At 60.4% G+C, this 24462-nt stretch carries 16 protein-coding genes and 2 pseudogenes; 3 read left to right on the top strand and 15 right to left on the bottom strand.

Features of this window, described 5'->3' with window-relative positions; genetic code table 11:
- Nucleotides 1-3: 3 nt before the first annotated feature.
- From bcsB (ACQUTP_RS16045) to bcsR, 4 genes are read right to left on the bottom strand one after another with little or no spacing between them, the layout of a single operon-like run.
- Nucleotides 4-2349 carry a cellulose biosynthesis cyclic di-GMP-binding regulatory protein BcsB gene (bcsB, locus tag ACQUTP_RS16045; RefSeq protein ID WP_032426090.1) on the bottom strand — a complete coding sequence of 782 codons (2346 nt, stop codon included), beginning with the start codon at nucleotides 2347-2349 and terminating at the stop codon, nucleotides 4-6.
- Nucleotides 2350-2359: 10 nt separating this feature from the next.
- On the bottom strand, nucleotides 2360-4978 hold the full coding sequence (gene bcsA, locus ACQUTP_RS16040) for a UDP-forming cellulose synthase catalytic subunit (protein WP_004204973.1): 2619 nt from the start codon (nucleotides 4976-4978) through the stop codon (nucleotides 2360-2362).
- Nucleotides 4975-5706: a cellulose biosynthesis protein BcsQ gene (gene bcsQ, locus ACQUTP_RS16035; RefSeq protein ID WP_285756476.1), complete on the bottom strand. Its 732-nt coding sequence runs from the start codon at nucleotides 5704-5706 to the stop codon at nucleotides 4975-4977. The genes bcsA (ACQUTP_RS16040) and bcsQ overlap by 4 nt, the downstream gene beginning before the upstream one ends.
- 11 nt (nucleotides 5707-5717) lie before the next feature.
- Nucleotides 5718-5906 (bottom strand): cellulose biosynthesis protein BcsR, encoded by a 189-nt coding sequence (gene bcsR, locus ACQUTP_RS16030; RefSeq protein ID WP_002921513.1) that lies wholly within the window; start codon nucleotides 5904-5906, stop codon nucleotides 5718-5720.
- A 169-nt stretch (nucleotides 5907-6075) separates the two neighbouring features.
- On the opposite strand from bcsR, the gene bcsE reads away from it, so the two are divergent.
- From bcsE to bcsG, 3 genes are read left to right on the top strand one after another with little or no spacing between them, the layout of a single operon-like run.
- Nucleotides 6076-7629 (top strand): cellulose biosynthesis protein BcsE, encoded by a 1554-nt coding sequence (gene bcsE, locus ACQUTP_RS16025; RefSeq protein ID WP_285756477.1) that lies wholly within the window; start codon nucleotides 6076-6078, stop codon nucleotides 7627-7629.
- Entirely contained in the window at nucleotides 7629-7826 is a 198-nt protein-coding gene (gene bcsF / locus ACQUTP_RS16020; RefSeq protein WP_004204976.1) for a cellulose biosynthesis protein BcsF, read from the top strand. Before bcsE ends, bcsF begins: the two co-directional genes overlap by 1 nt.
- Complete coding sequence (gene bcsG, locus ACQUTP_RS16015; protein WP_004204977.1) at nucleotides 7823-9499, top strand: cellulose biosynthesis protein BcsG; 1677 nt, start codon at nucleotides 7823-7825, stop codon at nucleotides 9497-9499. Before bcsF ends, bcsG begins: the two co-directional genes overlap by 4 nt.
- Nucleotides 9500-9604: 105 nt before the next feature.
- On the opposite strand, the gene ACQUTP_RS16010 is transcribed toward bcsG, so the two are convergent.
- From ACQUTP_RS16010 to dppC, 11 genes and pseudogenes are all read right to left on the bottom strand, one after another.
- A complete protein-coding gene (locus ACQUTP_RS16010) occupies nucleotides 9605-10606 on the bottom strand; it encodes a glycosyl hydrolase family 8 (protein WP_004204978.1) in 1002 nt (333 codons plus the stop codon).
- 11 nt (nucleotides 10607-10617) lie between these two features.
- A complete protein-coding gene (bcsD, locus tag ACQUTP_RS16005) occupies nucleotides 10618-11094 on the bottom strand; it encodes a cellulose biosynthesis protein BcsD (protein WP_004204979.1) in 477 nt (158 codons plus the stop codon).
- The gene (locus tag ACQUTP_RS16000) at nucleotides 11094-15146 is read right to left on the bottom strand and encodes a cellulose biosynthesis protein BcsC (RefSeq protein ID WP_064183532.1); all 4053 of its coding nucleotides are present in this window, start codon (nucleotides 15144-15146) and stop codon (nucleotides 11094-11096) included. The genes bcsD and ACQUTP_RS16000 overlap by 1 nt, the downstream gene beginning before the upstream one ends.
- Entirely contained in the window at nucleotides 15143-17578 is a 2436-nt protein-coding gene (gene bcsB, locus ACQUTP_RS15995) for a cellulose biosynthesis cyclic di-GMP-binding regulatory protein BcsB (RefSeq protein WP_428902438.1), read from the bottom strand. The genes ACQUTP_RS16000 and bcsB (ACQUTP_RS15995) overlap by 4 nt, the downstream gene beginning before the upstream one ends.
- The gene (bcsA, locus tag ACQUTP_RS15990) at nucleotides 17575-19686 is read right to left on the bottom strand and encodes a UDP-forming cellulose synthase catalytic subunit (RefSeq protein WP_004204982.1); all 2112 of its coding nucleotides are present in this window, start codon (nucleotides 19684-19686) and stop codon (nucleotides 17575-17577) included. Before bcsA (ACQUTP_RS15990) ends, bcsB (ACQUTP_RS15995) begins: the two co-directional genes overlap by 4 nt.
- 19 nt (nucleotides 19687-19705) lie before the next feature.
- A pseudogene (locus tag ACQUTP_RS15985) lies at nucleotides 19706-20498 on the bottom strand (cellulose synthase operon protein YhjQ/BcsQ).
- Between the two features lies 1 nt (nucleotide 20499).
- The gene (locus tag ACQUTP_RS15980) at nucleotides 20500-21036 is read right to left on the bottom strand and encodes a cellulose biosynthesis protein BcsO (protein WP_048326010.1); all 537 of its coding nucleotides are present in this window, start codon (nucleotides 21034-21036) and stop codon (nucleotides 20500-20502) included.
- A 316-nt stretch (nucleotides 21037-21352) separates the two neighbouring features.
- Nucleotides 21353-21532, bottom strand: a pseudogene (locus ACQUTP_RS15975) (hypothetical protein).
- 18 nt (nucleotides 21533-21550) lie between these two features.
- The gene (gene dppF, locus ACQUTP_RS15970) at nucleotides 21551-22564 is read right to left on the bottom strand and encodes a dipeptide ABC transporter ATP-binding subunit DppF (RefSeq protein WP_023291307.1); all 1014 of its coding nucleotides are present in this window, start codon (nucleotides 22562-22564) and stop codon (nucleotides 21551-21553) included.
- The gene (dppD, locus tag ACQUTP_RS15965) at nucleotides 22561-23544 is read right to left on the bottom strand and encodes a dipeptide ABC transporter ATP-binding protein (protein WP_043522501.1); all 984 of its coding nucleotides are present in this window, start codon (nucleotides 23542-23544) and stop codon (nucleotides 22561-22563) included. The genes dppF and dppD overlap by 4 nt, the downstream gene beginning before the upstream one ends.
- Nucleotides 23545-23554: 10 nt before the next feature.
- Nucleotides 23555-24457 (bottom strand): dipeptide ABC transporter permease DppC, encoded by a 903-nt coding sequence (gene dppC, locus ACQUTP_RS15960; RefSeq protein ID WP_004204988.1) that lies wholly within the window; start codon nucleotides 24455-24457, stop codon nucleotides 23555-23557.
- Nucleotides 24458-24462: the final 5 nt, after the last annotated feature.

Raw genomic sequence — 24462 nt, 5'->3', positions numbered from 1 at the left:
GGTTTACTCATCATCCAGGCTAAGGCGGCGGCGGCTGATAATGCGCAGCATGCGCCACAGCACCCACGCCAGCAGCACGATACTGACCGCGGCGAAGATCGCCAGCAGTATCGGGTGGTTAGAGAGCGCGAACCAGATGCGCTCGAACCAGGGCAGATGGCCGACATAGTAAACATCGCCCACCCGCAGGCTGTTGACGCCGGATTCGCGGATCACCGCCACCGAGCCAAACATCGCCGCCCGCTTACCGCTGTCGTTGAGGGCGTTGGTTAGCAGTTCATTACCGCGCGGGCTGTCGGCCAGCAGGGCCACCACGCTGCGTTGATCGTTGTAGGGCGACTGGAAGCCAATCACCGCCGCCATCGGTCCGGAAGAAGTGATGTCGGTGCGGGTGTTGGGCGTGCGGGCCTCGTCATCGGGATAAATGCTCGCCAGGTCGTAATGACGCATCGGCATTTTCACCCAGCTTTTGGTCGCCTCGACCAGCAGGTTGATTTTGGTATCGTCCTTGAGGGACGAGGGGATCGCGCCGATCAGCAGCAGATCCGCATCTTTATTCTTGATCTGGTTGCCATCGTCAGTCATTTGCAGATTAATCGCCGCCAGGCCGGTCTGCGAACCGATGCCGCCCAGCGCCTGCAGCAGCGTCGCCACCTGGCCCTGGGTCGGCGCCTTCGGCACCACCACCAGGGTGTCGGCGAGGTCCGCCATACGGCTGTAAGGGAAGCCAGCATTGGCGAAGACGCGCAGGTCCGGTAGAGCAATAAAGTGATAATACTTCGAGAAGTCGATGGTCGAATCGTCGCCGATCACCACATGGTTCTGCACCGGCTGGAAGGTAATACAGTTGTCGATAGAGCCGCCGGGCATCGGGTTCATGTACTGGAAGTCAAAGCGCAGCTGGTTCACCGCCCCAAGACGCAGCGCAGGTATGGTAACCTCCGATTTGCCGTCCAGCAGCCCCTGCAGCACCGGCAGGCGCAGGATCAGTTTGTTCACGTCCTGCGAGCTGTTAAGGCTGAACGACTGCAGGAACTGGTCGTTAAGGCTGATATCCATCCGCGAGCTATCCTTCACCGGCGGCATGGTATAGCGATATTTCAGATCCATATCGATGCCGTTGGCCCGCAGCAGATAGAGATCCGGCGGCAGGTTAAGCGCCACGGTGATGGCATCCGGCACCAGCCCGCTGGACTGCAGCTGTTGCTCATAGGTTTTCAGCTCAGCAAAGGTGACCGAGCGGTCGGTGCGCACCCAGTTTGGCGCATCGTATGGCTGCCGCGGCTGCAGGGTTTTGATGCCGTCCACGGTGACGCTGCTGCCGCGGAACAGAATATTGCCCTGGGCAATCCCCTTCGCCGCCAGCAGCAGGTCTTTATCATCGCGGCCGAAAATAACCAGCAGCTTGACGTAAGGATCGTTCGGGTTGTCGATCATTTCGATGGTCGGCGCGTTGACCGGCGGATGATCGCGCAGGAAATCCGGACGCTTGTCGTTGGTGGCGAAGACAATGGCGTTACGATCCGGCAGTTCGTTGAAATAGACCGGGAACTGCTGGCCGCGCCAGCCGGCCTTGCTGCCGAACCATGAAGCGATAATCGCCGCCGCCTGCTGCTGGGCCACCGCCGGCGAGCCCGGGAAAATCATCGGCAGCGTCAGCGGGCGGTTGTCGCGCGGATCGTAGAACGGTACCGGGAAGTGCGACAGATCGTTATGCACCTTCAGCGACTGGTAGGTGAGATCCAGATAGCTTTCGCGCCCGACGTCCAGCCATAGCGTGCTGCTGGCCGGGTTTTCGCAGACATCGCGGTAGTGGCCGACAAACTCCAGCCGTATACGGTTGAAGTCAGTGATATACAGCGGGTCAATCGGCAGCTGCGCGCGGATCTTTTTCCCCAGCTGCTCTTTGGTGACGGGCAGGACGCCCATCAGCTCATCGTTGAGATAGACTTTCAGTTGCGACTGCACGGGCAGCAGCGAGGGCGACGGGGTGTATTCCAGATTGAGCAGCGCGTTGGCGACCAGCTCATCGCTGCGCATGCCGAATTCAACCGAGGCGTCAGGCCGTGAGCCGCGCAGCACAATGCTGCCCGGAGGCGGCGCGATGGTGGCAAAGGTCAGCTTCACCTCCCGCTGCGGGACGTTCTCGGCGACCACCGCCGGAGCGGTCGGTTCGGCGAGGGTTGCCGTCGGCTCGCCTGTCGTCACCGGCGCGAGCGGGGAGGCCGCCTGCGGCTGAACGCCAGGGGCCGGATTCACCACGGTGGCCGGCGCCGCGTAAGAGGCCAGCGGATACCAGCTGCACATGCCCACCGCTACTGCACACATCCAGGAAAGTTTTCTTTTCATCGCATTATCATCATTGTTGAGCCATTGCCGGGTCTGCGGAGAGCGTCGGCGCGGCGCGTTCAGGGCGTCGGGGTACAAACGACACTATCCATGCCACCAGCGAGGTGAGCGCGCGGAAAACCACCTTCACCGACGGCGGCGAAAACTCCGCCAGGTGACGATAGCCACGGAACCCCAGCTTGAGGATATCCAGCAGGCTTTCCATCGGCTTGTCTTCCGGGAAGCTATCCTGCCAAAGCGCCCACGTATCGGCGCGGGCAAACGTACACTGCACAAAATCGATATGCTGCTGGTTGGTCAACGGCAGCAGCTGCAATCCCACTTCGCTGCCGTTGACCCGCGCGACCCGCACCGGGAAGGCATACTCCTGCTGTCCCCGTTTGAGCAGCAGCCTGGCGTTCTGCCCCTCCAACACCTGAGCGTCGCCGTGAATTTTGATCCCCAGCCCACCGTCGGAATAGTCGTGAACGGTGCAGGAGAACAGATGGCCATCTTCGCGGGCAATTGCCGCCGGCATGCTCATTTCGACACGATGCGACCGGCGGACCTGCTTGCTTTCGACCGAGACCGCCACCGCGCCGCCAAGAATAATCAGGTTGTAGAACACCCAGACAATACTCACCCAGACGGTGAGAATTTCGTTTTCCGGGCCGTACATAAAGCGCCAGATCCCCACCGCGACGCCGACCAGGTTGAGCAGCACGAGGTAGATATAGGGCCGGGAGATCACCCAGTCGACATACTCCTCTTCCACCAGTCCGCCCTTCGCGGTGACGTTGAATTTGCCTTTATGCGGATTAATCAGCGCCACAAAGGTGGGCGGCGCGATATACCAGGCGAGCACCGTCTCGTAGATTTCACTCCAGAACGAATGGCGATATTTGCCCTGAATCTTCGAGTTGGTCAGGCTGGCGTGGATCATATGCGGCAACACGAATAGCGCGATCATCAGCGCTGGCGCATAAATGATATAGGCATGGAGCAGCAAAAAGGCCAGCGGCGCCGTGAGGAAGATGAGGCGCGGAATACCGGAGAGAAAGTGAAGCATGGCGTTGGCGTAGCAGACGCGCTGTACCAGCTTCAGGCCTTTGCCAAACAGCGGATTATCGAGGCGGAATATCTGCACCATCCCGCGCGCCCAGCGGATGCGCTGGCCGATATGCGCGGATAAACTCTCCGTCGCCAGCCCCGCCGCCTGCGGAATACGCATATAGGCGGAGGTGTAACCCCGCCGGTGCAGGCGCAGCGAGGTGTGGGCATCTTCGGTCACCGTTTCGACGGCGATTCCGCCGATCTCATCCAGCGGGCCACGGCGAATCACGGCGCAGGAGCCGCAGAAGAAGGTGGCGTCCCACATGTCGTTCCCGTCCTGCACCAGGCCGTAGAATAGCGTCCCTTCGTTCGGCGTTTTGCGAAAACGACCAAGGTTGCGCTCGAAGGGATCGGGCGAGAAGAAGTGGTGCGGGGTCTGCATCATCGCCAGCTCTTTCTCTTTCAGGAACCAGCCCATGGTCATCTGCAGAAACGAGCGCGTCGGCACATGGTCGCAGTCAAAGATCGAGACGAACTCCCCTTTGGCGTATTTCAGCGCATTGTTGATGTTGCCGGCTTTGGCGTGCTCATGGCTGGTACGGGCGATATAGTGCACCCCGACATCTTTGGCAAACTGGCGAAACGCTTCCCGTCCGCCGTCGTCGAGGATCCAGATGTTAAGCTTGTCCTTCGGCCAGTCGATGCCCTGCGAGGCGTAGATGGTGTTTTTCACCACGTTGAGATCTTCGTTGTAGGTGGGGACGAAGATGTCCACCGTCGGCCACAGATCCATGTCCTCCGGCAGCGGCACCGGTTGGCGGTTCAACGGCCAGACCACCTGGAAGTAGCCCAGCACCAGCACCACCCAGGCGTAGGTCTCAGCGAACAGCAAAATAATCCCGCACACCAGGCTTACCGGGTCGTTCCAGTTCAGCGTCGAGGTATAGCGCCACCAGATATAGCGGCACGAGACCGTCAGCGACAGCACGATCAGCATCAGCGCCGAGAAGCGGCCGGGGATGCGCCGCACCAGCAGCGCCACGCCCCACAGCAGCATCAGGAAGATAAACTGCGACAGCGGGTTAAAAGGCTGCGTAATACACATCAGCGCCAGCACCAGCGAGCAGCAGGTCACCCCCCCAAGGATCGCCCGGCGCAGTTTGGGATTGAGGTGCGCCAGCTCTTTCTGTTTATCCAGATGACCGGTGCGGGCGTTGACCTGCTCAGGCAATTTTTCCAGCCACTGCGTATAGCGACCGTGCACCCCTTCCAGCGCCGCCAGCGAACGCCAGTTGACCTTTTTCTCCGGCTCCGGCACGCGCGTTGTCAGTAACCACAGGGATTGCAGCAGGTAGCGCAGCGGATCCAGCGGACGTGGCCGATGCGGATTAATATGGGGGAAATAGGTGTCATGGTGCGCCAGAATCGCCTGCCAGCGCGGCGTCTCCAGCGGCATTAGCGCCCAGACCAGCGATGCCCACAGGCAGCCAAGCGACGCCGACAGCCATGAGGCGCCATGCTGCCGGTAGTCGTCATAGCGCGCGCGCAGCCGTTCCCCCACCGGCGGGGCCAGCAGCAGCGTGCTGAGGCGGATCATGCCGGCCTCCCGCCGGCATAGTGGATCAGACACCAGTTCGCCAGGGTCAGTACCTCTTCCGCCGCCAGAGAGTCCTGGCGATACTCCCCAAGGGGCTGCTTCGCCGCCAGGCACTCGGCCATCGCCTCGTCGCGATGAATGGTCACCGGCAGGATGCGCGGCTGGTTCTCGAGCCACAGCTGGTAGAGATCTTCCTGCAGCTGGCTGCCGACCCGCAGATCGTTAATCAGAATATCGCTGTTGGCCGGAAAGGGCTGCTGGTGCAAACGGATATGGCTGTTGGCGTCGGGATGGACCACCACCAGCGAGCGGTCGCAGAGCGTCAGCAGCTCGCGGGTCAACGGCGAATAGCCCGCCGGCAGATCCAGCAGTAGCCAGCGGTACTGCCCCTGCAGCTGCTGTACAGCCTCCGTCATCGCCCCCAGGGTGGGCTGCAGCTGGTCGACGTTTTCTCTTTCGCCCGCGCTGAGCTGGCCAAACGGCAGCAGATCGATATGCTGCGTATAGCGCAGACCCGCGTCGCGCCAGTCCCGGCCATCGAGCAGCGCCCGCGCCCAGCCGTCCTGATGATGGATGTCGGTATTGAAGAAAAAACGCAGCATATTATCCGGGCTGGCGTCGATCGCCAGCACCGTTTCACCGAGCAATTGCAGCGCCCAGGCGAGTGCAGCCGTAATGGACGTGACGCCAGTCCCCCCTCGCACGCCCTGTAATCCCAGAATAGCCATCTCCGGCTTCCTTATTTTTTTTCTGCAAACTCTGCCAGCAGCGGCCAGCGCTTCAGCGCCGCGTTCAGCTGTTCGCGCCTGGAAATATCATGATAATCAATATCCGGCAGGGAAAATGCCCGGCTAAGCGCCAGAAAATCATTTTGAAAGGTGTACCCCAGCGTGGCGTCCGTGGGTACCGCAGGATCTTTTGCTGGCATATCTCTGTCCGTTCGAAATTTATTATTAAACCAGAGGACGTATACAGCGCATCCTTAAAAAGCAGGTGTACATGCTAAAACTGATGACCTTTAATTTCAATGTTAGGTTTACTCTGTCAGTTTCGCTAGTAAACTTATCCAGTGTGAATCAGGGCGCACGAGGGATGCCGTGGATAGTGTATTTACTTTGGGTATTTCATCATTATGGGATGAAGTGTGCCATATGCCGGTCGGCGGGGTATGGTGGCTCAACGTTGACCGTTATGCCGATGCCGTCAGTCTATTTAATCAGACGCTGGCCACGCAGGCGAAAAACAGCAAGGTTGCCGCGCTGGTGATGGGGAATAAACCAAATGATATCATTTCATTAGAACACATTCACGGCCCGGATAATATTGCACTGTTTACCCTGCCGAATCGTCCGGAGGCGCTGGAAGAAATACATCGCGACTTGGTCTGCTCCCTCGAACCTGGCAATTATTTATTTATTCTGCTATGTGCTGAAAATGCCTGGCAAAATATAAATAACGAAAAGTTATGCGCCTGGGTGGAAAAGACCAGCCGCTGGGCGCAATATCATCGCTGCGCATTCTTAGCGATCAATTCCGCGCAGGATATTGATCGGCAGCTGACTCCCTTATTACGTGAGTACCGCTCCCTTTCCGGACTGGCAAGTATTCGTTACCAGGGCGACCGGCATATCTTTGATATTGCCTGGTGGGGAAGCGATAAGGGTATCAGCGCCCAGCAGCAGCTGATGGTGCAACATGATGACGCCGGCTGGCGATTAGCGCAGGACGCTGAAACCAGCGTGCAGCCGCGCAGCGATGAAAAAGCGATCCTCAGCCATGTGCGCGTGCTGGAAGGCGCTCCCCCGCTGTCGGAATACTGGACCCTGTTCGATACCAATGACGAGGTCTTCAACGCCGGGCGCACTGCGCAGGCGGCGACGATCCTCTTCTCCATTACCCAGAACACGCAAATTGAACAGCTGGGACGCTATATTCATACCCTGCGCCGTCAGCGCGGCACGGCGCTGAAAATTATTGTCCGCGAACAAACCCCCAGCCTGCGCGCGACTGATGAGCGGCTGCTGCTCAGCAGCGGCGCCAGCCTGGTGATCCCCAGCAGCGCATCGCTCTCCCGCTGCCTGACGCTAATCGAAAGCGTTCAGAACCAAAAGTTCTCCCGCCATATCCCGGAAGATTTTGCCACCCTGCTCACCTGGAGCCAGCCGTTAAAACTGCGCGGCTATCAGAAATGGGACGCCTTTTGCGAAGCGGTGCACAACGTGATGACCAATACCCTGCTGCCGGCCGACAGCAAAGGCGTGATGGTGGCCCTGCGCCCGGCGCCGGGGCTGCGCGTTGAGCAGGCGCTGACGTTATGCAAACCCAACCGGATGGGCGACATCATGACCATCGGCAATAACCGGCTGGTGCTGTTCTTGTCGTTTTGCCGGATCAATGACCTCGATACCGCGCTAAACCACATTTTCCCGCTGCCGACCGGCGATATTTTTTCTAACCGCATGGTGTGGTTTGAAGACAAACAGATTCTCTCGGAAATTGTGATCATGCGCGGCATCGAGCCGGCGCGCTGGAATACGCCGCTGCCTCTCACGGTCGGTAAAAACGAGACCATCAACGCCACCCATGATGGACGCCACTGGCGACGCTACCCCGAACCACACCGGTTAACCACCCGTGAGGAGCAAGCCTGATGATGTCTATCGCCGATATTCTGCAACTGGTGGTGCTCTGCGCCCTGCTGTTTTTTCCGCTGGGCTACCTGACGCGCCACTATCAGCGCCGGATCCGCACGACGTTAAGACTGATGTTCTTTAAACCCCGTTACGTGAAACCGGCAGGGGTATTACGCCGGGGAACAACGGTTAAGCAAGGCAAAGCGAACAAATGACAAATAAAAAAACGACCGCGGCACCGCTTCCGCTCTGGCAGTACTGGCGCGGCCTTGGCGGCTGGAACTTCTACTTTCTGGTCAAGTTTGCCCTGCTGTGGGCCGGGTATCTCAATTTTCACCCGATGCTTAACCTGGTGTTTCTCGCCTTTCTGCTGGTGCCAATCCCGCGCGAAAAGCTGCACCGCATCCGCCACTGGATCGCCATTCCGCTGGGATTCGCGCTGTTCTGGCACGATACCTGGCTGCCCGGGCCAGAGTCGATTTTTAGCCAGGGATCGCAAATCGCCGGCTTCAGCGCCAGCTATATCTGGGATCTGATTGTCCGCTTTATCAACTGGAGCATGGTCGGCGCCTTCTTTGTTTTACTGGTGCTGTGGCTGTTTATCAGCCAGTGGCTGCGCGTTACCGTGTTTGTCTCCGCGATGGTCGTCTGGCAGGCGGTCAGTCCGCTGCTGCCGGCCTTTACCATTTGGCCTGCCGGTCAGCCCACCACTGCCGCCGCCACCGCGCCGGCCAACGTCGGGACCAACGCTGCCGCTGGCGCCGCGTCCAGCCCGGCCAGCAGCGATATTCCGCCGCAGACCGAACCGCCGACCTCGGCCAACCTCACCAACTGGCTGAACGGTTTCTATGCCGCCGAGCAGAAGCGCAAGACACCGTTCCCGGACCAGCTGCCGGCGGATGCGCAGCCGTTTGACCTGCTGGTGATCAATATCTGCTCGCTCTCCTGGTCGGATATTGAAGCCGCCGGGCTGATGGACCACCCGCTGTGGAAGCATTTCGATATCGTCTTCAAAAACTTTAACTCAGCGACCTCCTACAGCGGACCTGCGGCGGTGCGTCTGCTGCGCGCCAGCTGCGGCCAGCTGTCGCATACCAACCTGTATCAGCCATCCGGCGCCGATTGCTACCTGTTTGAAAACCTGGCGAAACTCGGCTTCAACCAGCAGTTGATGCTCGGCCACAACGGCCTGTTCGGCGACTTCCTAAAAGAGCTGCGTTCGCTGGGCGGCATGCAGAGCCCGCTGATGGACCAGAGCGGTCTGCCGGTCAGCCTGCAGGCATTTGATGGCTCGCCAGTGTATGAGGATCTCGCGGTTCTCAACCGCTGGCTGAAGACCGAAGAGGCCAGCAGCAATCCGCGGAGCGCCACGTTCTATAACACCCTGCCGCTGCATGACGGCAATCACTTCCCGGGACAAAGCAAAACCGCGGACTACAAAGTGCGAGCGCAGAAGCTGTTTGACGACCTGGATAACTTCTTCACCGAACTGGAAAAATCGGGGCGTAAGGTGATGGTGGTAGTGGTGCCGGAACACGGCGGCGCGCTGAAGGGCGATAAGATGCAGGTGTCTGGCCTGCGGGATATCCCGAGCCCGTCGATCACTAACGTCCCGACGGCGGTGAAATTCTTCGGCATGAAGGCGCCGCATGAAGGCGCGCCAATTATCATCGATCAGCCCAGCAGCTACCTGGCGGTGTCGGAGCTGGTGGTGCGCGCCCTCGACGGCAAAATGTTCAGCGAAGACAGCGTCAACTGGCAGCAGTATGTCGCCAACCTGCCGCAGAGCGCGGCGGTGTCCGAAAACGCCAACGCCATCGTTATCCAGTATCAGGGCAAGCCTTATGTCCAGCTGAATGGCGGCAGTTGGGTGCCTTATCCGCAATAAGCGACAAGGCCGCCTATTCTGGCGGCCTTACATCGTGAGACGTTCCTGCTCTTTTCTCTCAGCCCGCAGGATACGGGCTGAGAAACCTGCAAAGCCATCACAGCGCTAGCGCTGATCCTGTTTCGCCAGCCAGACCAGCAGCTTGAGGCTGGCGGAGTAATAATCATCCTTGTCGTCAATCTGCGGCGCTTCCAGCGGTTCGCCAAGCGTTAAATCACGCACCGCCAGCAGGCCGCCGGCCATATTCCACGGGGCGACCTCGTTGGTGCTAACGTTGATCCACGCCGGAGTTTGCAGGCGCGGGTAACTCTGCATCCAGGCTTTCCACGGTGCGAGCAAGGCGCTGTGCGGATCGACCCACGAGATATACAGCGGGATACGGATCGCATCGAAACTCATCCGCGGCGGCCACTCTTTGGCCGGCAGCATCTTGCCATCCGCCCGCAGCGCCACCCAGTCGCTGGGCAGATGCGATTTCCCCCAGCCCATCTGCCCCAGCAGCGCCTGCCCGTCACTCTGCAATGTCCGCCAGGCGGTCAGGTGCGTCCGCTCCGCAAAGGCCCGCCAGGCCGGGAAGATGAAATAGGAGGGGTTAAGGTTCAGGTGGTCGTTGCGGTTAAACCCCTTCACGCCCGGGAGCATCACCTGGCGACCGGCGAAAGTCACCACCGTATATTTCAGCAGGGAGGCGGTGATGGCATCGGAGGCCGTGGCGTAGCGCTTGTCCTGCCACTGCTTTTGCGCGCGCAGCAGCGCCCAGGCGATCAGGGTATCGCCATCGGTGGCGTTGTTTTTATCGGCGATCGGGTCCGGTGCCACCGGGTTATAGCGCCAGTAAAACAGCCCGTTAGACTTGTCGCGCAGGGTGCTGTCCGTCCACTGCCACAGCTTGTCGAACGCCGGGCGATCGTTATTCGCCACCGCCAGGAGCATGGCGAAGCCCTGGCCTTCCGTATGCGACACATTGCCATTGGCGGTATCAATGATACGGCCGTCCGGCATCATAAAACGGGCCTTATAACGCTCCCAGGCCGTATCCGCCCACGCCCGGGGCACCAGCATTACTGCCGTTGTCACTATCACCGCCACTAAAGCACGCAGGGGCATAAATTCACTCATTATGGATGGTAGTAAAGAAACTGAACGTCAGAGACAGAGAACACCCGCTCACGCTGCAATATTACGTGAGCGCTGCCTCCCTGACTCTGCAGCCAGCGAGAATATAACCCCTCGAGTATGGCACAGAACGCGTTGCACCAGCGCACGCGCCCCGCATCGTCGCGGCTGACCGGCAACGCCTGATGGCGCAAGCGCAGGCCATCCTCACCGACGTCGATGGTCACCACCCCCCAGTGGAAATGGGTCAGCAGCCGGTTGATATTCGCCTCCAGCTCCCCTACGGTCTCCGACGCCGGCAACGGATGGGTCTCCGCCAACGAGGCGCCCATCTGACGCAGGAAGGGCTGACTTTCCAGCTCGCCGGCATTATTTAACATACCTTCGACCATAATAATCAACAGATCGAACCATCCGGCAGGCGTTTGCTGCTGCTGAAACCAGGTCATCACCACCGGGTTATTGTTCTCCGTCATCATCAATGATCTCCTAACATATAGCGAATATAGAGCCCGGCGGTGCTTTCGTTATAATCCCCGAAGGTGTCATAGCCAATCTGGCCCCCCAGCGTCATCTGTTTGTTGACCTTGTAATCCGCCCCGGCGCGCAGGGTATAGCCGATGCCGCTCTTCGAGGTCGCAGAATAGTAGGCTTCCTTGGCAAACCCATTGCTCACCGCCGTCTCCAGGGTCTGCTGCCACTCCGAATTGGTCGGGAAATAGGCGCTCTTATCCTGGCTGTAAGACTGGTAGCCCACCGAGCCGCCGAGCTTCATGGTCCAGTTATCATATTTTTCCGTCAGACTGACCGGCAGCGACACGCTGACGTAGTTTTGCGGACTAAAGTAGCCCCCCTGGCCATAGGTGAAGTAGCTGAGGTTTTTGGAGTAATCCATATAGCTCATGCTCAACCCGGCCTGCAGCTGGCGGTATTCGTCATGATAGGGCCGCAGATAGACCCCGGCATTGGCGTTGATGCTGGTGTTGCTGGCGACGTTCTGCCCCAGGTAGCTGTAACCGCCGCCGCCAACGTAGAAGCCCGCGTCACCGTCGTCATAACTCAGCTGCAGGGTGCCGCCGTTTTTCGTCACCTGCCCCCAGGTTTTACCGGAATAGGCATCCTTCAGACCGACATACGAAAGCAGGCTGTCGGTGAGCGAGCGGCGTTCGCCGGTGAGGATCAGCGACAGATAGTTGGTCAGCTTGGGCGACCATTTCACCCCGCCGACAACGGTATTCAGATCCTGGCCCAGCGGCGTGCTGCCGATATCGACCCGGTAATCGTCACCGCTTAGCGCCAGCGCCAGTTCGACGCCGTTGGCCTTCTGCGAATCGGTCGAGCCGCTGGTCTGGTCAACGTTCGGCTTACGGCTGGACGAGGAAAGATAGCTGGCCACCTGCCCCGAATCATAGCTCCCGAGCTTCGCCAGGTTTTCCATCCCGCTGCTGGTGGTCGGATTGAAGTCCGCCGCGTTCAGGGTGCCCAGGCCGCTTAACGCCTCTGCCCCCGGATTGCTGGCAAAATAGGCCGTCCGCTCCGCCTCGGTCATCGAGGCGATCGCCGCCTGCTCGCTGGTGGCGGTACTCACCATATTGGAGACCGCGTTGGCCAGCGGGTTGGCGCCGTAGCGACGCCAGGCGTCGCCGCTGGCGGTCCCGGCGTTTAACGACACCGGGGTGACGGTAAAGTCAAAGCGCGAGTCGCCAAACGGCGAGGAGGACCAGGTCAGCGGCGTTCTGAGCTCCGTCAGCTTGCTGGTGCCCGATTCGCCGTCGCGTCCGCGCACGTCCATTCCCCCCTGCAGCCAGCTGCCGGTTTTCTCCTGCAGCGACTCCATCATGGTGTCCACCTGACGCAGCATCCGCGTCTGGGCGGTGTCCACCGGCAGATCGGTGCGCTGGATCCCCGGCAGTGAGGAGCCGGGCGCGGCGGCCGACTGGGCAACCTGCCACGGCATATACTGCCCGTAGGCGGAGGCCGTCCGCGTCGGCGCCGACGTTTGCGACACGCCGATGAAGGGGTTATCCGCCGCCAGCACCCCGCCGACGGTCGGCGTTTCGCTGCTGTTGGTGCTTTGCATGCCCAGCAGTTTGCCGCGGGCGCTGCGCAGGTAGGTCATCGCCTGCTGATGATGACCCTGGGCCTCCGCCACTCTCGCCAGCAGCAGCAGGCGATCCGGGGAGTTATCCTGACGCAAGCCGACGGCCAGCTGTTCCGCGCGATCGTTGTTCCCCGCCGACAGCGCGACGTCGATAGCCCCGGCGCGCGCATCCTGGTTCGGCGTATCGCGCGTCATCAGGTAGTCATAGACCACACCGGCCTCTTTGTTCATTTTGCCGCTCTGGTACAGCCGCGCCATGGCGAACATCAGATCGGTATTCTGCGGATCGCTCTGCATGGCACGGATCAGCTTGTCATACGCCGCGGCATAATTGCCCTGCTCGCGCAGGCGGTCGGCCTCGTTGATCACATAGCCATTGCGAATGCTCGCCAGCTGCGTCGGCGTACTGCTGGCCTGCAGCTGCGGATTGCTGATCAGGTTCTGCGCCTCGCCGGTCAGCCCGGCCTGGTTCAGGACGGCGATCTGATCGGCGTAATCCCCGGCGTTGCCGGACACCCCGCCGCTGATATTGTTGCGCACCAGCGATACCGCGGTGGTCAGGTCGCCGCTCTCGGCCAGCAGCCGCGCCAGCTTGCCGGCGTCCGCCGGGGCTTTCGGCGGCGTGGAGGCCATCGCCCGCAGGGTATTGCTGGCGGCGATGGTATTGCCCTGCGCCAGGTAGTTTTCGGCGGTCACCAGCTGCAGGTTGTAGTTCACCCGCTGGCGTAAATCGCGCATGTCGCTGGTCTGGCTGCCGCCGGGAATGCGCGCCAGCAGCGTCTGCGCCTGTTGCCAGGCGCCGTTTTCGCTGGCGAACAGCGCGGCGGCATACAGCGCGCTGTTGCTGGCGCCGGGGCGATAGGCCGCCGACATCAGCGAAGAGGCCTCGCTGGCGTTACCCGATTTTTGCAGCAGTCGGGCCAGATCGAGACGCAGCCAGGGATCGTCCGGATAGCGGGCAACGCCTTCGCGCAGGGTGGCTATTGCGCCGGCTGGGTTACCGCTGCTGACCTGCGCCTGGGCCTGACGACGCAGGGCGTCGCCTGGCATGCCGGCCACCACTCGCGGCTGCAGTTTTTGCTGTAGGCTCTGCGGCAGCGTCTGCAGCATCGCCTGCGCCTCGGCGGATTTATTCTGCTCGCGCAGCACGTAGTAGAGGTTTTCCCGCGCCGCCGCATTCTGCGGGTCGTCGTTTAACAGTGAGCGCAGCGTTTGCTCGGCCTGGGGTAAATCTTTGTTATGTCGCAGCACATCGGCACGAAACAGCTTCGCCGAGGCGCCCCGCGCCCCGCTCTGCTGCGCAAGCGGCGCGGAGAGCGCCAGCGCCTGGCTGATATTGCCCTGCTTATAGGCCTGCTGAGCCTGCGCCAGCTGGCCGTAGAACAGGGCATCAGCCGCCTGCTGACGGCGGGTCGCCGAGGCGTCGCCGCCGAGGTCCGCCGCCCGGCTCAGATATTGCGATGCGGCCTGGTAGTCGCCGCTGCGCTGCGCGATATAGCCCATGCCCGCCAACGCATCGGCATCCTGCGGGTTGGTCTGCAATACCTCTTCAAACTGCTGCTTCGCGGCAGCGGTATTGCCGCTGTTAAGATTGGCGTAGCCCTGGCCGCGCGCCTGGCCGCTGCGCCGTTCACGAAAGTAGTTCTGAACTTCGCTATCCTGCGGATGACGCTGCATCCAGGTGTCGTAATACTGCTCATCCCCGGCCTGCGGACCCAGCCAGAGCAAGGCCTGACGCAAGCCACTGTCCGCCTCTTTATTGCCGCTGGCCATCGGCTCGAGCAGGGCGATCCCTTCCCGACGGGTATCTTCCCGCCAGGTTAACGCTTTGCCCAACGCTACCCGCGGGGCGTTCTCCTGGGGATGCTGCGCCACGTACTGCCGCAGTTCGCTAATGGCCTGCGGATAGAGCGATTTGTCGCTGGCCATGGTCAGGTAATATTCCGCCGCCAGCCCGGCAGGCGGCGTATTGCCATTGAACATGCTGCGCCAGGTCGCCAGCGCGCCGGGGATATTGCCGCCGCGCGCCTGCTGGCGAGCCAGGCTGAGCTGGCCCTGCGGCACCTGCGACATTTTTTTGGCGTTGTCCAGATCCTGCAGCCCCGGGCTGTCCGGCGCCGCTTTCGCCAGCCGCGCGCGCCACTGCGCCGCCGCCTGCATATCGCCGCCCTGCTGCGACCAGAGCGCCATCAGATACAGCGCCTGGGTGTTGTTGGCATCCACCGAGAGCACCTTCTGCAGGGACTCCATCGCCAGCTCGTCATGGGATTTCTCATGCCAGTAGTTGGCCTGGGCGAACAGCGCCTGCAGCGCCGCATCGTTACCCGCCGCCAGCGCGCCGCCAGAAGCGCCGAGAGCCAGGGCGCCGGTGAGGCAGAATGTGGTGAGCCGCCGGGAGCTTTTCATCGTTATCGTTATCTTTCTTTTCATTGGTTATCCCCCGAACCCAGACGCTTACGGGCGTGACGTTTAAACATCGCGGTCAGCGCCAGTCCCATTATCGAGGTGGCAATCAGCCCCAGCAGAGCGAGGAAACCGGAGTGCTGGCTGGCATACCAGACCGCCATCATGTACCACGGCATCTGACCGCTGGGGAACGGCGTACTCACCTGGAAACTACGCACCCCGTTATCGCTGGTGATCACCGCGGTATCGCCACGGATCCCGGCATTGATGCGCGGTGAGTCCAGATCGTTTTTCAGTCGCGCCAGCTGGTCATCATTGCTGGCCATCGCCACCACCACCAGGCGGGCGGGGTTCCACGGCGAACGATAGCTGATAAACCCGCGCCAGGCGCTGCTGGATGAGAAGTAGCGATCGGCATCGAGGCTGGCGGAGGTCCAGTCGCCGGTGAGTCGGCGCTGCGCTTTTTGCCACAGGTCGGGCTCGCGGACGCTCAGCACATTATCCACCGGGCGGTAGGGTGAGTCGGCCAGCAGGCTCTGGTTGAAGGCCTGCTGATCGAGAGCGGTGACCGCCAGCACATCACGTTCGCGCAGCGACTGCAAATCCCCGCCGCCGGTGGGCATCCCAAGCACGACGCGGTTATTCGCCAGCGCGGTGCCGGTCGCATTCCCGGAGCGCGCCGCCAGATTCAGCAGGGTTGCCACCTGGGTCTCAGACGGTTCCGCCGGCAGCAGGAGCGTCGTTTGCGAATAGTCCGCCAGCCGCGAGAAAGGGAAAGAGGCGCCGACGAAATAGGAGAGGTTTGGCAGCAGCGAGAAGTGTCGCGTTTTGCTCAAATCAATCCATGAGTCGTCAGTGATGCGGCTCTTGATATTGTTATTCAGCAGAACCGAGCACGGAACATCGTCCTTCGGCACCACATTGAAGTACATCGACAGCTGGTTATCGCCATAGATCAGGTAGGGTGCCAGCGGGATGGTAAAGCGCTCCTGGCGCGCATCGCCCCCGAGGTAGCGCCAGACTTTCTCCAGCGGCCCCTGCTTGTTCATCGGCAGGTTGTTGAGGAAGGTGCCGTTGAGCGTGACGCTCAGCAGGGACTTGTCTTCATTGATCCAACTCTCCGACGGGAAGCGGTAGCCAACCTGCAGCGGGATCGTCTCGCCATCCCACAGATAGAGGTCCGGCGCGGCGCGGAAGGCGATACGTAAAGGTTCGTGCCAGACGCCGCTGACGGTCGGGCTTTGATCCTTACGCAGCAGTTCGCTGAGTCTGACTGGACGATCGGTGGGGATCCAGCGCGGCGCATCGTACGCTTTGCCAACCGGGATGGTCTGTGGTTCAACATCCAGCGTCGCGGTTTGCGGCGCGAAGTTGCCGCGGGTCAGGCGCCAGGCGGCCATGCGCAGCGCGGTATCGTTTTTGCCGACAATCAACAGCAGCTTGTAGGCTGGATTGGCGGGGTTGGCGATGATGCGCAGCAGTGGCTTATCGGTTTCCGGCAGCGTCATGCCGCCCACCTGCTCGCCCGGGTGGCCAATCACGATACCGTGGCGTTCCGGCAGGCGGTCGCGCAGCGCGCTGAAGGCGATGCCGCGATAGTCCGCCTGGATACCCAGCCAGGAAGAGACCAGCGCCGCGGCGCTGAAGACGTCGGCCGACGGCTTCGCTCCATAGGAAACGGCGATGTCCGCCGGCGTCATCTGCATGCTGTCGAAGAATGGACGCGGGAAGTGGCTCAGATCGTCGCTGATGTTCAACTGCTGGCTTTCCCAGCTGAAATGCGACGTGGGCAGCACCGTCACCCGCGACGAATCATGAATGTCACGCTGGCACTGCAGGGTATCGCCATCGTTGATCTTCACGCTCAGGTTATTACTGGAAACCATCAGCGCGGGCGGGATATCCAGTTGATAATGGGAGACATCCTCGCCATCGGCGCCCAACGGCAGGGTGCCGAGCGGTTGACCGTTGAGCATCAGCTGCAGGGTGGCGTTGCGGCTCGCCATTTCCGGCGATACGCGAACGGCAAGGCTAAGCTGCGAATGGATCACCACCTGATCGGAAGGCAGGGTAAAGCTGACGCCCCCCTGCCGCTGACCGCCGCTGAGAATAATGCCGTCCGGCATCCCCATCTGCGCCAGATTCAGATCGCCTCCCCAGACCGGGGCGACAGGAATGACCTCCGGCGCGGCCGACCCGCTCACCGGCGGGGGCAAGTCCGGCATATCCGGCGCAGGGGCCGTCGCCGTCGCATCGCCGGCGGTGGAGGGGGCTGTCGGGGAGGCGCTCTCCTCCGGCGAGGCGGCCGGGGCTTCGTCGCCTGGCTCGCTGTCCGCCGCGCCATTGAGCTGCGGAAAGCTCAGCGGCGCGGCGGCGCCGGAGCCCGGTTCTTCACTGTGCAGCGCAGGCGCAGAGAGCATCCCTGCCAGCAGCGCCAGCGTCGTTAATCGCTTCATAACGTGCCATCCTCCTGCGCCGTTTTCGCCACTGTTGCCCGATTGCGCTGGCTGCGACGGGTTTTCCACGTCAGCCAGAACAGTTCGAACACGCAGCGTAAAATGGTGAAGAAGGAGCGAAACGGGTTATCCTGCGGGCGCGGCGGATTAATCCACGCATCCGCGCGGGCCAGCACCACGCGCACCAGCTCACGGCGGCGCGAAAGCGGAATATCTTCATCAAACTTGAGGCGCAGGAAGCGCTCGTCAGAGGTGACCAACTGGGCCGGGATGGAGATAGCCCCGGACTGCAGGATCAGCTCAACCTCTTCGATATCATCCTCCAGATGGCGCTTATCCGGCGCCACTACGCGGCAACCGCCCATCGACAGATCCTCGGTGTGGCTGCGGGACACAATGCCGCTGGCGTAATGGATCACTACCGGGATATCGACATCGATACGAATGGTTTTCCGCACCTGCCGCGTTTCACGCGCGACGGCAATCGCCGCCAGCAGGAAGATCAGGCTGTAGATACCCCACCCGACGTTCAGAGCGATAACGTTGGGGTCCGAGCCAAAGTAGTCATGGCCAATCGCCCGGACGATGCCGACGATCACCCCCAGCGCCAGCAGACAGGCCACCACCAGGTGCGGACGCACCACGGTGAAATCGAAGTAGCCGACGTCCAGCAGGCCGCCCTTATCGGTGACGTTGAATTTGCCGCGTTTGGGGAAAATCATCGTCACCAGGGTCGGCAGCACCAGGTGGAAAGCCAGCACAATGTCGTAGATTTCCCCCCAGAAGCTGTAGCGATAGCGGCCGTTCATTCGCGAACCGACGTAGATGGCGAGAAACAGGTGCGGCAGCGCATAGGAGACGATCAGGCTCGCTGACGAGTAAATGATATTGAGGTTAAACAGCAGATAAGCCAGCGGGGCGGTGACAAACACTACCCTCGGGAGCGCAAACTGGTAGTAGAGCATGGCGCTGAGGTAGCACAAGCGCTGCTGGAAGGTCAGCCCGCGGCCAAACAGCGGGTTATCGACGCGAAAAATCTGCGTCATCCCGCGCGCCCAGCGGGTACGCTGGATAACGTGCACCACCAGGCGCTCGGTGGCGAGACCAGCCGCCAGCGGGATATCGAGAAAGGCCGACTTCCAACCAAGGCGCTGGAACTTGAGCGCCGTATGGGCATCTTCGGTCACCGTTTCCACGGCGAAACCGCCGATCTGCGCCAGCGCCTCGCGGCGGATCACCGCGCAGGAGCCGCAGAAAAAGGTGGCGTTCCAGTTATCGTTGCCCTGCTGAATCGGGCCATAGAACAGCATCCCTTCGTTCGGGATGTTGCGTCCGACGGAGAGGTTGCGCTCGAACGGATCCGGGGAATAGAAGTAGTGCGGCGTCTGCACCAGAGCCAGCATCGGATCTTTCAGGAAGCCGCCGACAGTGGCCTGCAGAAACACGCGCGTGGCAACGTGGTCGCAGTCGAAAACACAGATAAGCTCCCCCTGGGTCAGGGTTAGGGCGTGGTTGAGGTTTCCCGCTTTAGCGTGTTTGTTATCGTTGCGGGTGATATAACCCACCCCGACGTCGGCGGCGAAGACGGCAAACTCGCTGCGCTTACCATCATCCAGAAGATAGATTTTCATTTTATCTTTTGGATAATCAATACATTGTGCCGCGAGGACGGTGTCACGCACCACCTCAAGCGGTTCGTTATAGCTCGGAATATAGATATCCACCGTCGGCCACTTGCTCATATCATCCGGCAGCGGAACAATACCGCGCTTCAGCGGCCACACGGTCTGCAGATAGTTAAGCAGCAGCATCACCCAGATATAGACTTCCGCCAGAAAGAGCCCCATGCCGAGGATAGTTTCAATAGCTGAGTTGAAGTGCAGGGTCTGCGTGAGGCGAAAATACATGTAACGGGTAGACATCAGCAGCGACGTGACGACCATAATGACCGATACGCTGCGGCGCTTGCTGAACCCCATCAGAAAGAGAATACCGATGCTCAGCAGACCAAAAATATACTGCTTCTGGCTGTCCATCGGCGTGATCACCACCAGCACGGCGACGGGTGACAGCACCAGCGCCAGCAACCAAAAAAGAGATTTTTTCATTCAGCAGCCCTGCAATAAGTTAAAGCCCTGACATGCGTGGCTGGCTGTGCACCGTGCCATCGCCAATATGGATACCCAACAGCGAAGATATTTTTTTAGCAATAATTTCAATATCGAAGGCCGCTGCCGAGGAAGCGTTAAAGTCCAGAATCGACTTCTGCGACGCATTGGCCTCCACCACGCTTTCATCACGATGGACGATGCCAAGCAGTCGCTCGCCCAGCTTCTCTTCCATCAGGCTGGTGACGTCCCGGCTGACCTGGCGACGGCTATCGCTTTGGTTAATGACGAAATAGTGCCCATGCTTGTGATTCAGCGCCGCGCCGGTCAGGCGCTGTTTTTCCACGTGCGCCAGGGTCGACATCGAGGCAGTATCAGCCAGCAGCGGGATCAGATGCAGGTCCGCCAGCCCCGTCAGCGCCTTTAGCGCCGGCGAAGGCCCTGGCGGCATATCAGCGATGGTGATAAGTCCGGGATAATTCAGCAGTGCGGACAGTCCGCGCTGGAGAAAATGGTCGTTGTGGGTCAGCTGCTCATCAAACGCCTGACGCTGCGCTTCGCTCACTTCGCCATACGGCAGGACGAAAATGTTGCTGCCGGCGCTCAGCACGCACTGGCTCCAGTCGTGCAGCTCCAGCGCCTTCGCCACATAGCCGCGCTCATCGTTCAGCGGCACGCCAAAATGCAAACGCAGCGCGTTCTGGACATCAAAATCCAGCGCCAGCACTTTGCTGCCGGTCCGCGCCAGCGAATAGGCTAAATTGGCCGCCAGGGTCGTTTTCCCTACGCCACCTTTCGGTGAACAGACGCAAATCAACGGCATGTTGCGATCCTTTCCAGAAGTGATTTCAAAGGCTGGTCTTTATTTTTCGCCACCGGCTCTGCGCTTTTCGCCGCGAACAGGTGGGCATAGTTCTCGGCGGTGGGCGCGGGTCGAGGAGCCATTCTCGGCGGCGCCATTGCCGGTTCAGGCGCCGGGATTGAAGGCGCAGGGGTCACCGCAGGCTCCTGCCTGACTGGCTCCGGCGCGGCGGTGGCGGTCTCCACGGCCGGCTGCGGGGCCGCTGGCGCGGCCGGAGCGGCAGGCACAACGGAAGCGGAGGCTGGCGCCGCCGCTACGGCCGCTTCTATCTGGTGGAACAGATCCGCGGGCACTGACTGCGGCAGGGGCGCGGAAACCGAGCCTCCCAGCGCCAGGGAAGAGGGTTTCTCTGCGCCGGGATTTAGCTGATTGAGGATCGCCCAGTCTCCATGCTCGCGCGTGGCGGCTTGCGATGAAAGATCCTGAAACTTGAGGTTTTGCGTCCGCGTTTTTTCCTGAAAGCGCTGCAGATCATCATAATGGTTCATTGATAACCTCATGATTTTAAAAATTTCATATTAAGTTTGTTGTTATTTTCTAAGTATATTTAAAATATCGTTGCGTCTCTGGTATGGCAGAAAACGCGCCGTTGGAGACGTACCAATACATACGGTTGACAGGGTTATAATAGTTTAGAATTTGATTTCCGGTGTGATTCCACGGCAGAAGTATCGCTACACTAACATTTTCTTTTCAGAAGGATAGCCCCATTTTTTAGGTATGCGTCCATCCTTAAACCACGCTTCCACCGCGCTTCCCGTCCGTTTTTATATAAATGTATTAGGTAATGATAGAATCATAGCGTCAGATCAGCGAAAGAATAAACCTGAACCATTTTAATTTCTCTTTAATTCTATAAAAATGGACTGAAAGTCTTATTTTTTCGGATAATCGACGAAGAATGCGCCGAGGACGTGGCATTCACTGCGATAAAAGGCGATATCGCCGGGTTTTATCCCCGGCGGGAGAGAAGCCCCCGGTTATCGGACCGGGAGCGTGCCGTCAGGCGTGGGGCTTTTGCGGATTCTCATCCTGGTCGACGGCAAAGCAGGCCACCAGCTGGCCGCCGTAATCCTTCAGCTGCGGCTGAAGCTGGGTGCAAGGGCCGAAGCGCCGGCGGCAGCGCGCGTTGAAGGCGCAGCCCGGCGGCGGATTCAGCGGGCTCGGCAGCTCGCCGGTCAGCTTAATCCGCTCGCGACGGTCGTCCGGGTTCAGACGCGGCGTCGCCGACAACAGCGCCTGGGTGTACGGATGACGCGGATTGTTAAAGATCTGCTCCTTGGTGCCCTTCTCCACGCAGCGGCCGAGATACATCACCATCACTTCATCAGCGATATGCTCGACGACCGACAGATCGTGGGAGATAAACACGTAGGACAGACCTAAATCCTGCTGCAGATCCATCATCAGGTTCAGCACCTGAGCGCGTACCGAAACGTCCAGCGCGGAGACCGGCTCATCGGCGATCACCACGTCCGGATCCAGCATCAGACCGCGGGCAATGGCGATACGCTGGCGCTGACCGCCGGAGAACATATGCGGGTAGCGATCGTAATGCTCTGTTTTCAGGCCCACTTTCGCCATCATCGCCAGCGCTTTTTCGCGGCGCTGCTCTTTGCTCAGGCTACTGTTAATCAGCAGCGGCTCTTCCAGAATCTGCCCCACTTTTTTACGCGGGTTCAGAGAACCGTAGGGGTTCTGGAACACAATCTGGATTTTTTGCCGCCGCAGCTTCTGCGCCTGTGGGTCGTGCTTAAGCAGATCCTGCCCCTGATAATAGAGCTCGCCGCCGGTGGGAATTTCAATCATCGTCAGCAGACGACCGAGGGTCGATTTACCGCAGCCCGACTCTCCCACCACCGCCAGCGTTTTACCGCGCTCAAGAGTAAAGGAGACGCCGTCCAGCGCCTTCACCAGCCGTTCCGGGGCGAATAACCCCTTCTTCACCGGGTAGTGTTTTTTCAGATCAATGGCCTGCAACAGCGGTTGTGGCGTGGCGGCCTTTTGCGTACTCATAATCCAGGCCTCCCGGCATCATCGAGTGGGTAGTGACATTTAGACTGGCGACCGCCATTGAGATCCGCGAGCGCCGGCTCTTCGCTACGGCATTTATCCGTAGCATAGGGGCAGCGCGGGTTCAGCAGGCAGCCGTTGGGACGGTCATATTTCCCCGGCACTACGCCCGGCAGCGACGCCAGACGCGCTTTATCCTGGGCGAACTCCGGCAGCGCGCGCAGCAGCGCCTGGGTGTATGGATGGCGCGGCGCGCGGAAAATATCCTTCGCATCACCAGTCTCCACCACCTGACCGGCATACATAACGATAATTTTATGCGCGGCCTCGGCCACCAGCGCCAGGTCGTGGGTGATCAACACTAGCGCCATATTCTCCTGCTGCTGCAGTTCCAGCAGCAGCTCGATGATCTGCGCCTGAATGGTCACGTCCAGCGCGGTGGTCGGTTCATCGGCAATCAGCAATTTTGGCCGACAGGCAATCGCCATCGCGATCATGACGCGCTGGCTCATCCCGCCGGAAAGCTGATGCGGGTAGACGTCCAGCCGCGACGCCGGATCGGGAATGCCGACCTGGTTCAGCAGGTCGATGGCCCGCTGGCGGCGGGTTTGCTTGTTGCCGCCCTGATGGACTTTTATCGCTTCCATAATCTGGAAGCCGACGGTAAAGCAGGGATTGAGGCTGGTCATCGGATCCTGGAAGATCATCGCCACCTCCGCCCCCACCAGCTGGCGCCGCTCTTTTTCAGAGATGCGCTGCAGGTCGCGGCCGTTAAACTCCAGTTTGTCCGCCATGACCCGGCCGGGGTAATCAATCAGACCCATAATCGCCAACGAGCTGACGGATTTACCGGATCCAGACTCCCCGACGATGCCGACCACTTCGCCCTGCTTCACGCTATAGCTGATGCGGTCCACGGCGCGGAACGGCGCGTTTTCATCGCCGAAATGCACCGATAATTTATCTACATTCAATAACGCCATCTCGAACCTCTTACTGCTTCAGTTTGGGATCGAGCGCGTCACGCAGACCGTCACCCATCAGGTTAAATGCCAGCACCGTCAGCAGGATCGCCACGCCCGGGAAGGTCACCACCCACCAGGCGCTCTGCGCGAACTGCAATACGTCGGAGAGCATGGTGCCCCACTCCGGCGTCGGCGGCTGCGCGCCCATGCCGAGGAACCCCAGCGCGGCCATGTCGAGAATGGCGTTAGAAAAGCCCAGCGACGCCTGAACGATCAGCGGCGCGAGACAGTTAGGCAGAATATTGACGAACATCTGGCGCATCGCCCCGGCGCCCGCCACCCGGGAGGCGGTCACGTAGTCGCGGTTGACCTCCACCAGCACCGCCGCGCGCGTCAGACGCACATAGTGCGGGAGCGCCACGAAGGTCAGCGCCAGCGAGGCGTTGACGATGGAGGGTCCGAAGATAGCCACCAGCACCAGCGCCAGAAGCAGACTCGGCAGCGCCAGCATAATATCGACGACGCGCATGATGATTGAGTCCACCACTCCGCCGAAATAGCCCGCCACCAGGCCGAGCACCACGCCGAGGATCAGCGACAGGACCACCACCAGGCAGCCCACCAGCAGCGACAGGCGCGCGCCATACATCAGGCGAGACAGAATATCGCGGCCCACGTCGTCGGTGCCGAGCAGATGCGCCAGGCTGCCGCCCTCCTGCCAGAACGGCGGCGCCAGCAGCGAATCACGGAACTGATCCGCCGGGTTATACGGGGCGAGAAAGTTGGCGAACACGGCGATTACGATCATCACCGCCACGTACACCAGACCGACCACCGCCCCTTTATTGCGTTTGAAATAGTGCCAGAACTCCTGCAGCGGGGTCATGGGCACCGGCGCAGTGATAACTTTATTTTCAGTAACTTGTGACATGATGA

Source organism: Klebsiella sp. 2-CIP_Kleb. (genome assembly GCF_050378715.1).
Lineage (GTDB): Bacteria > Pseudomonadota > Gammaproteobacteria > Enterobacterales > Enterobacteriaceae > Klebsiella > Klebsiella quasipneumoniae.
Note: the sequence above shows the minus strand (reverse complement) of the source record. Positions and strands in the feature narration are given on the sequence as shown.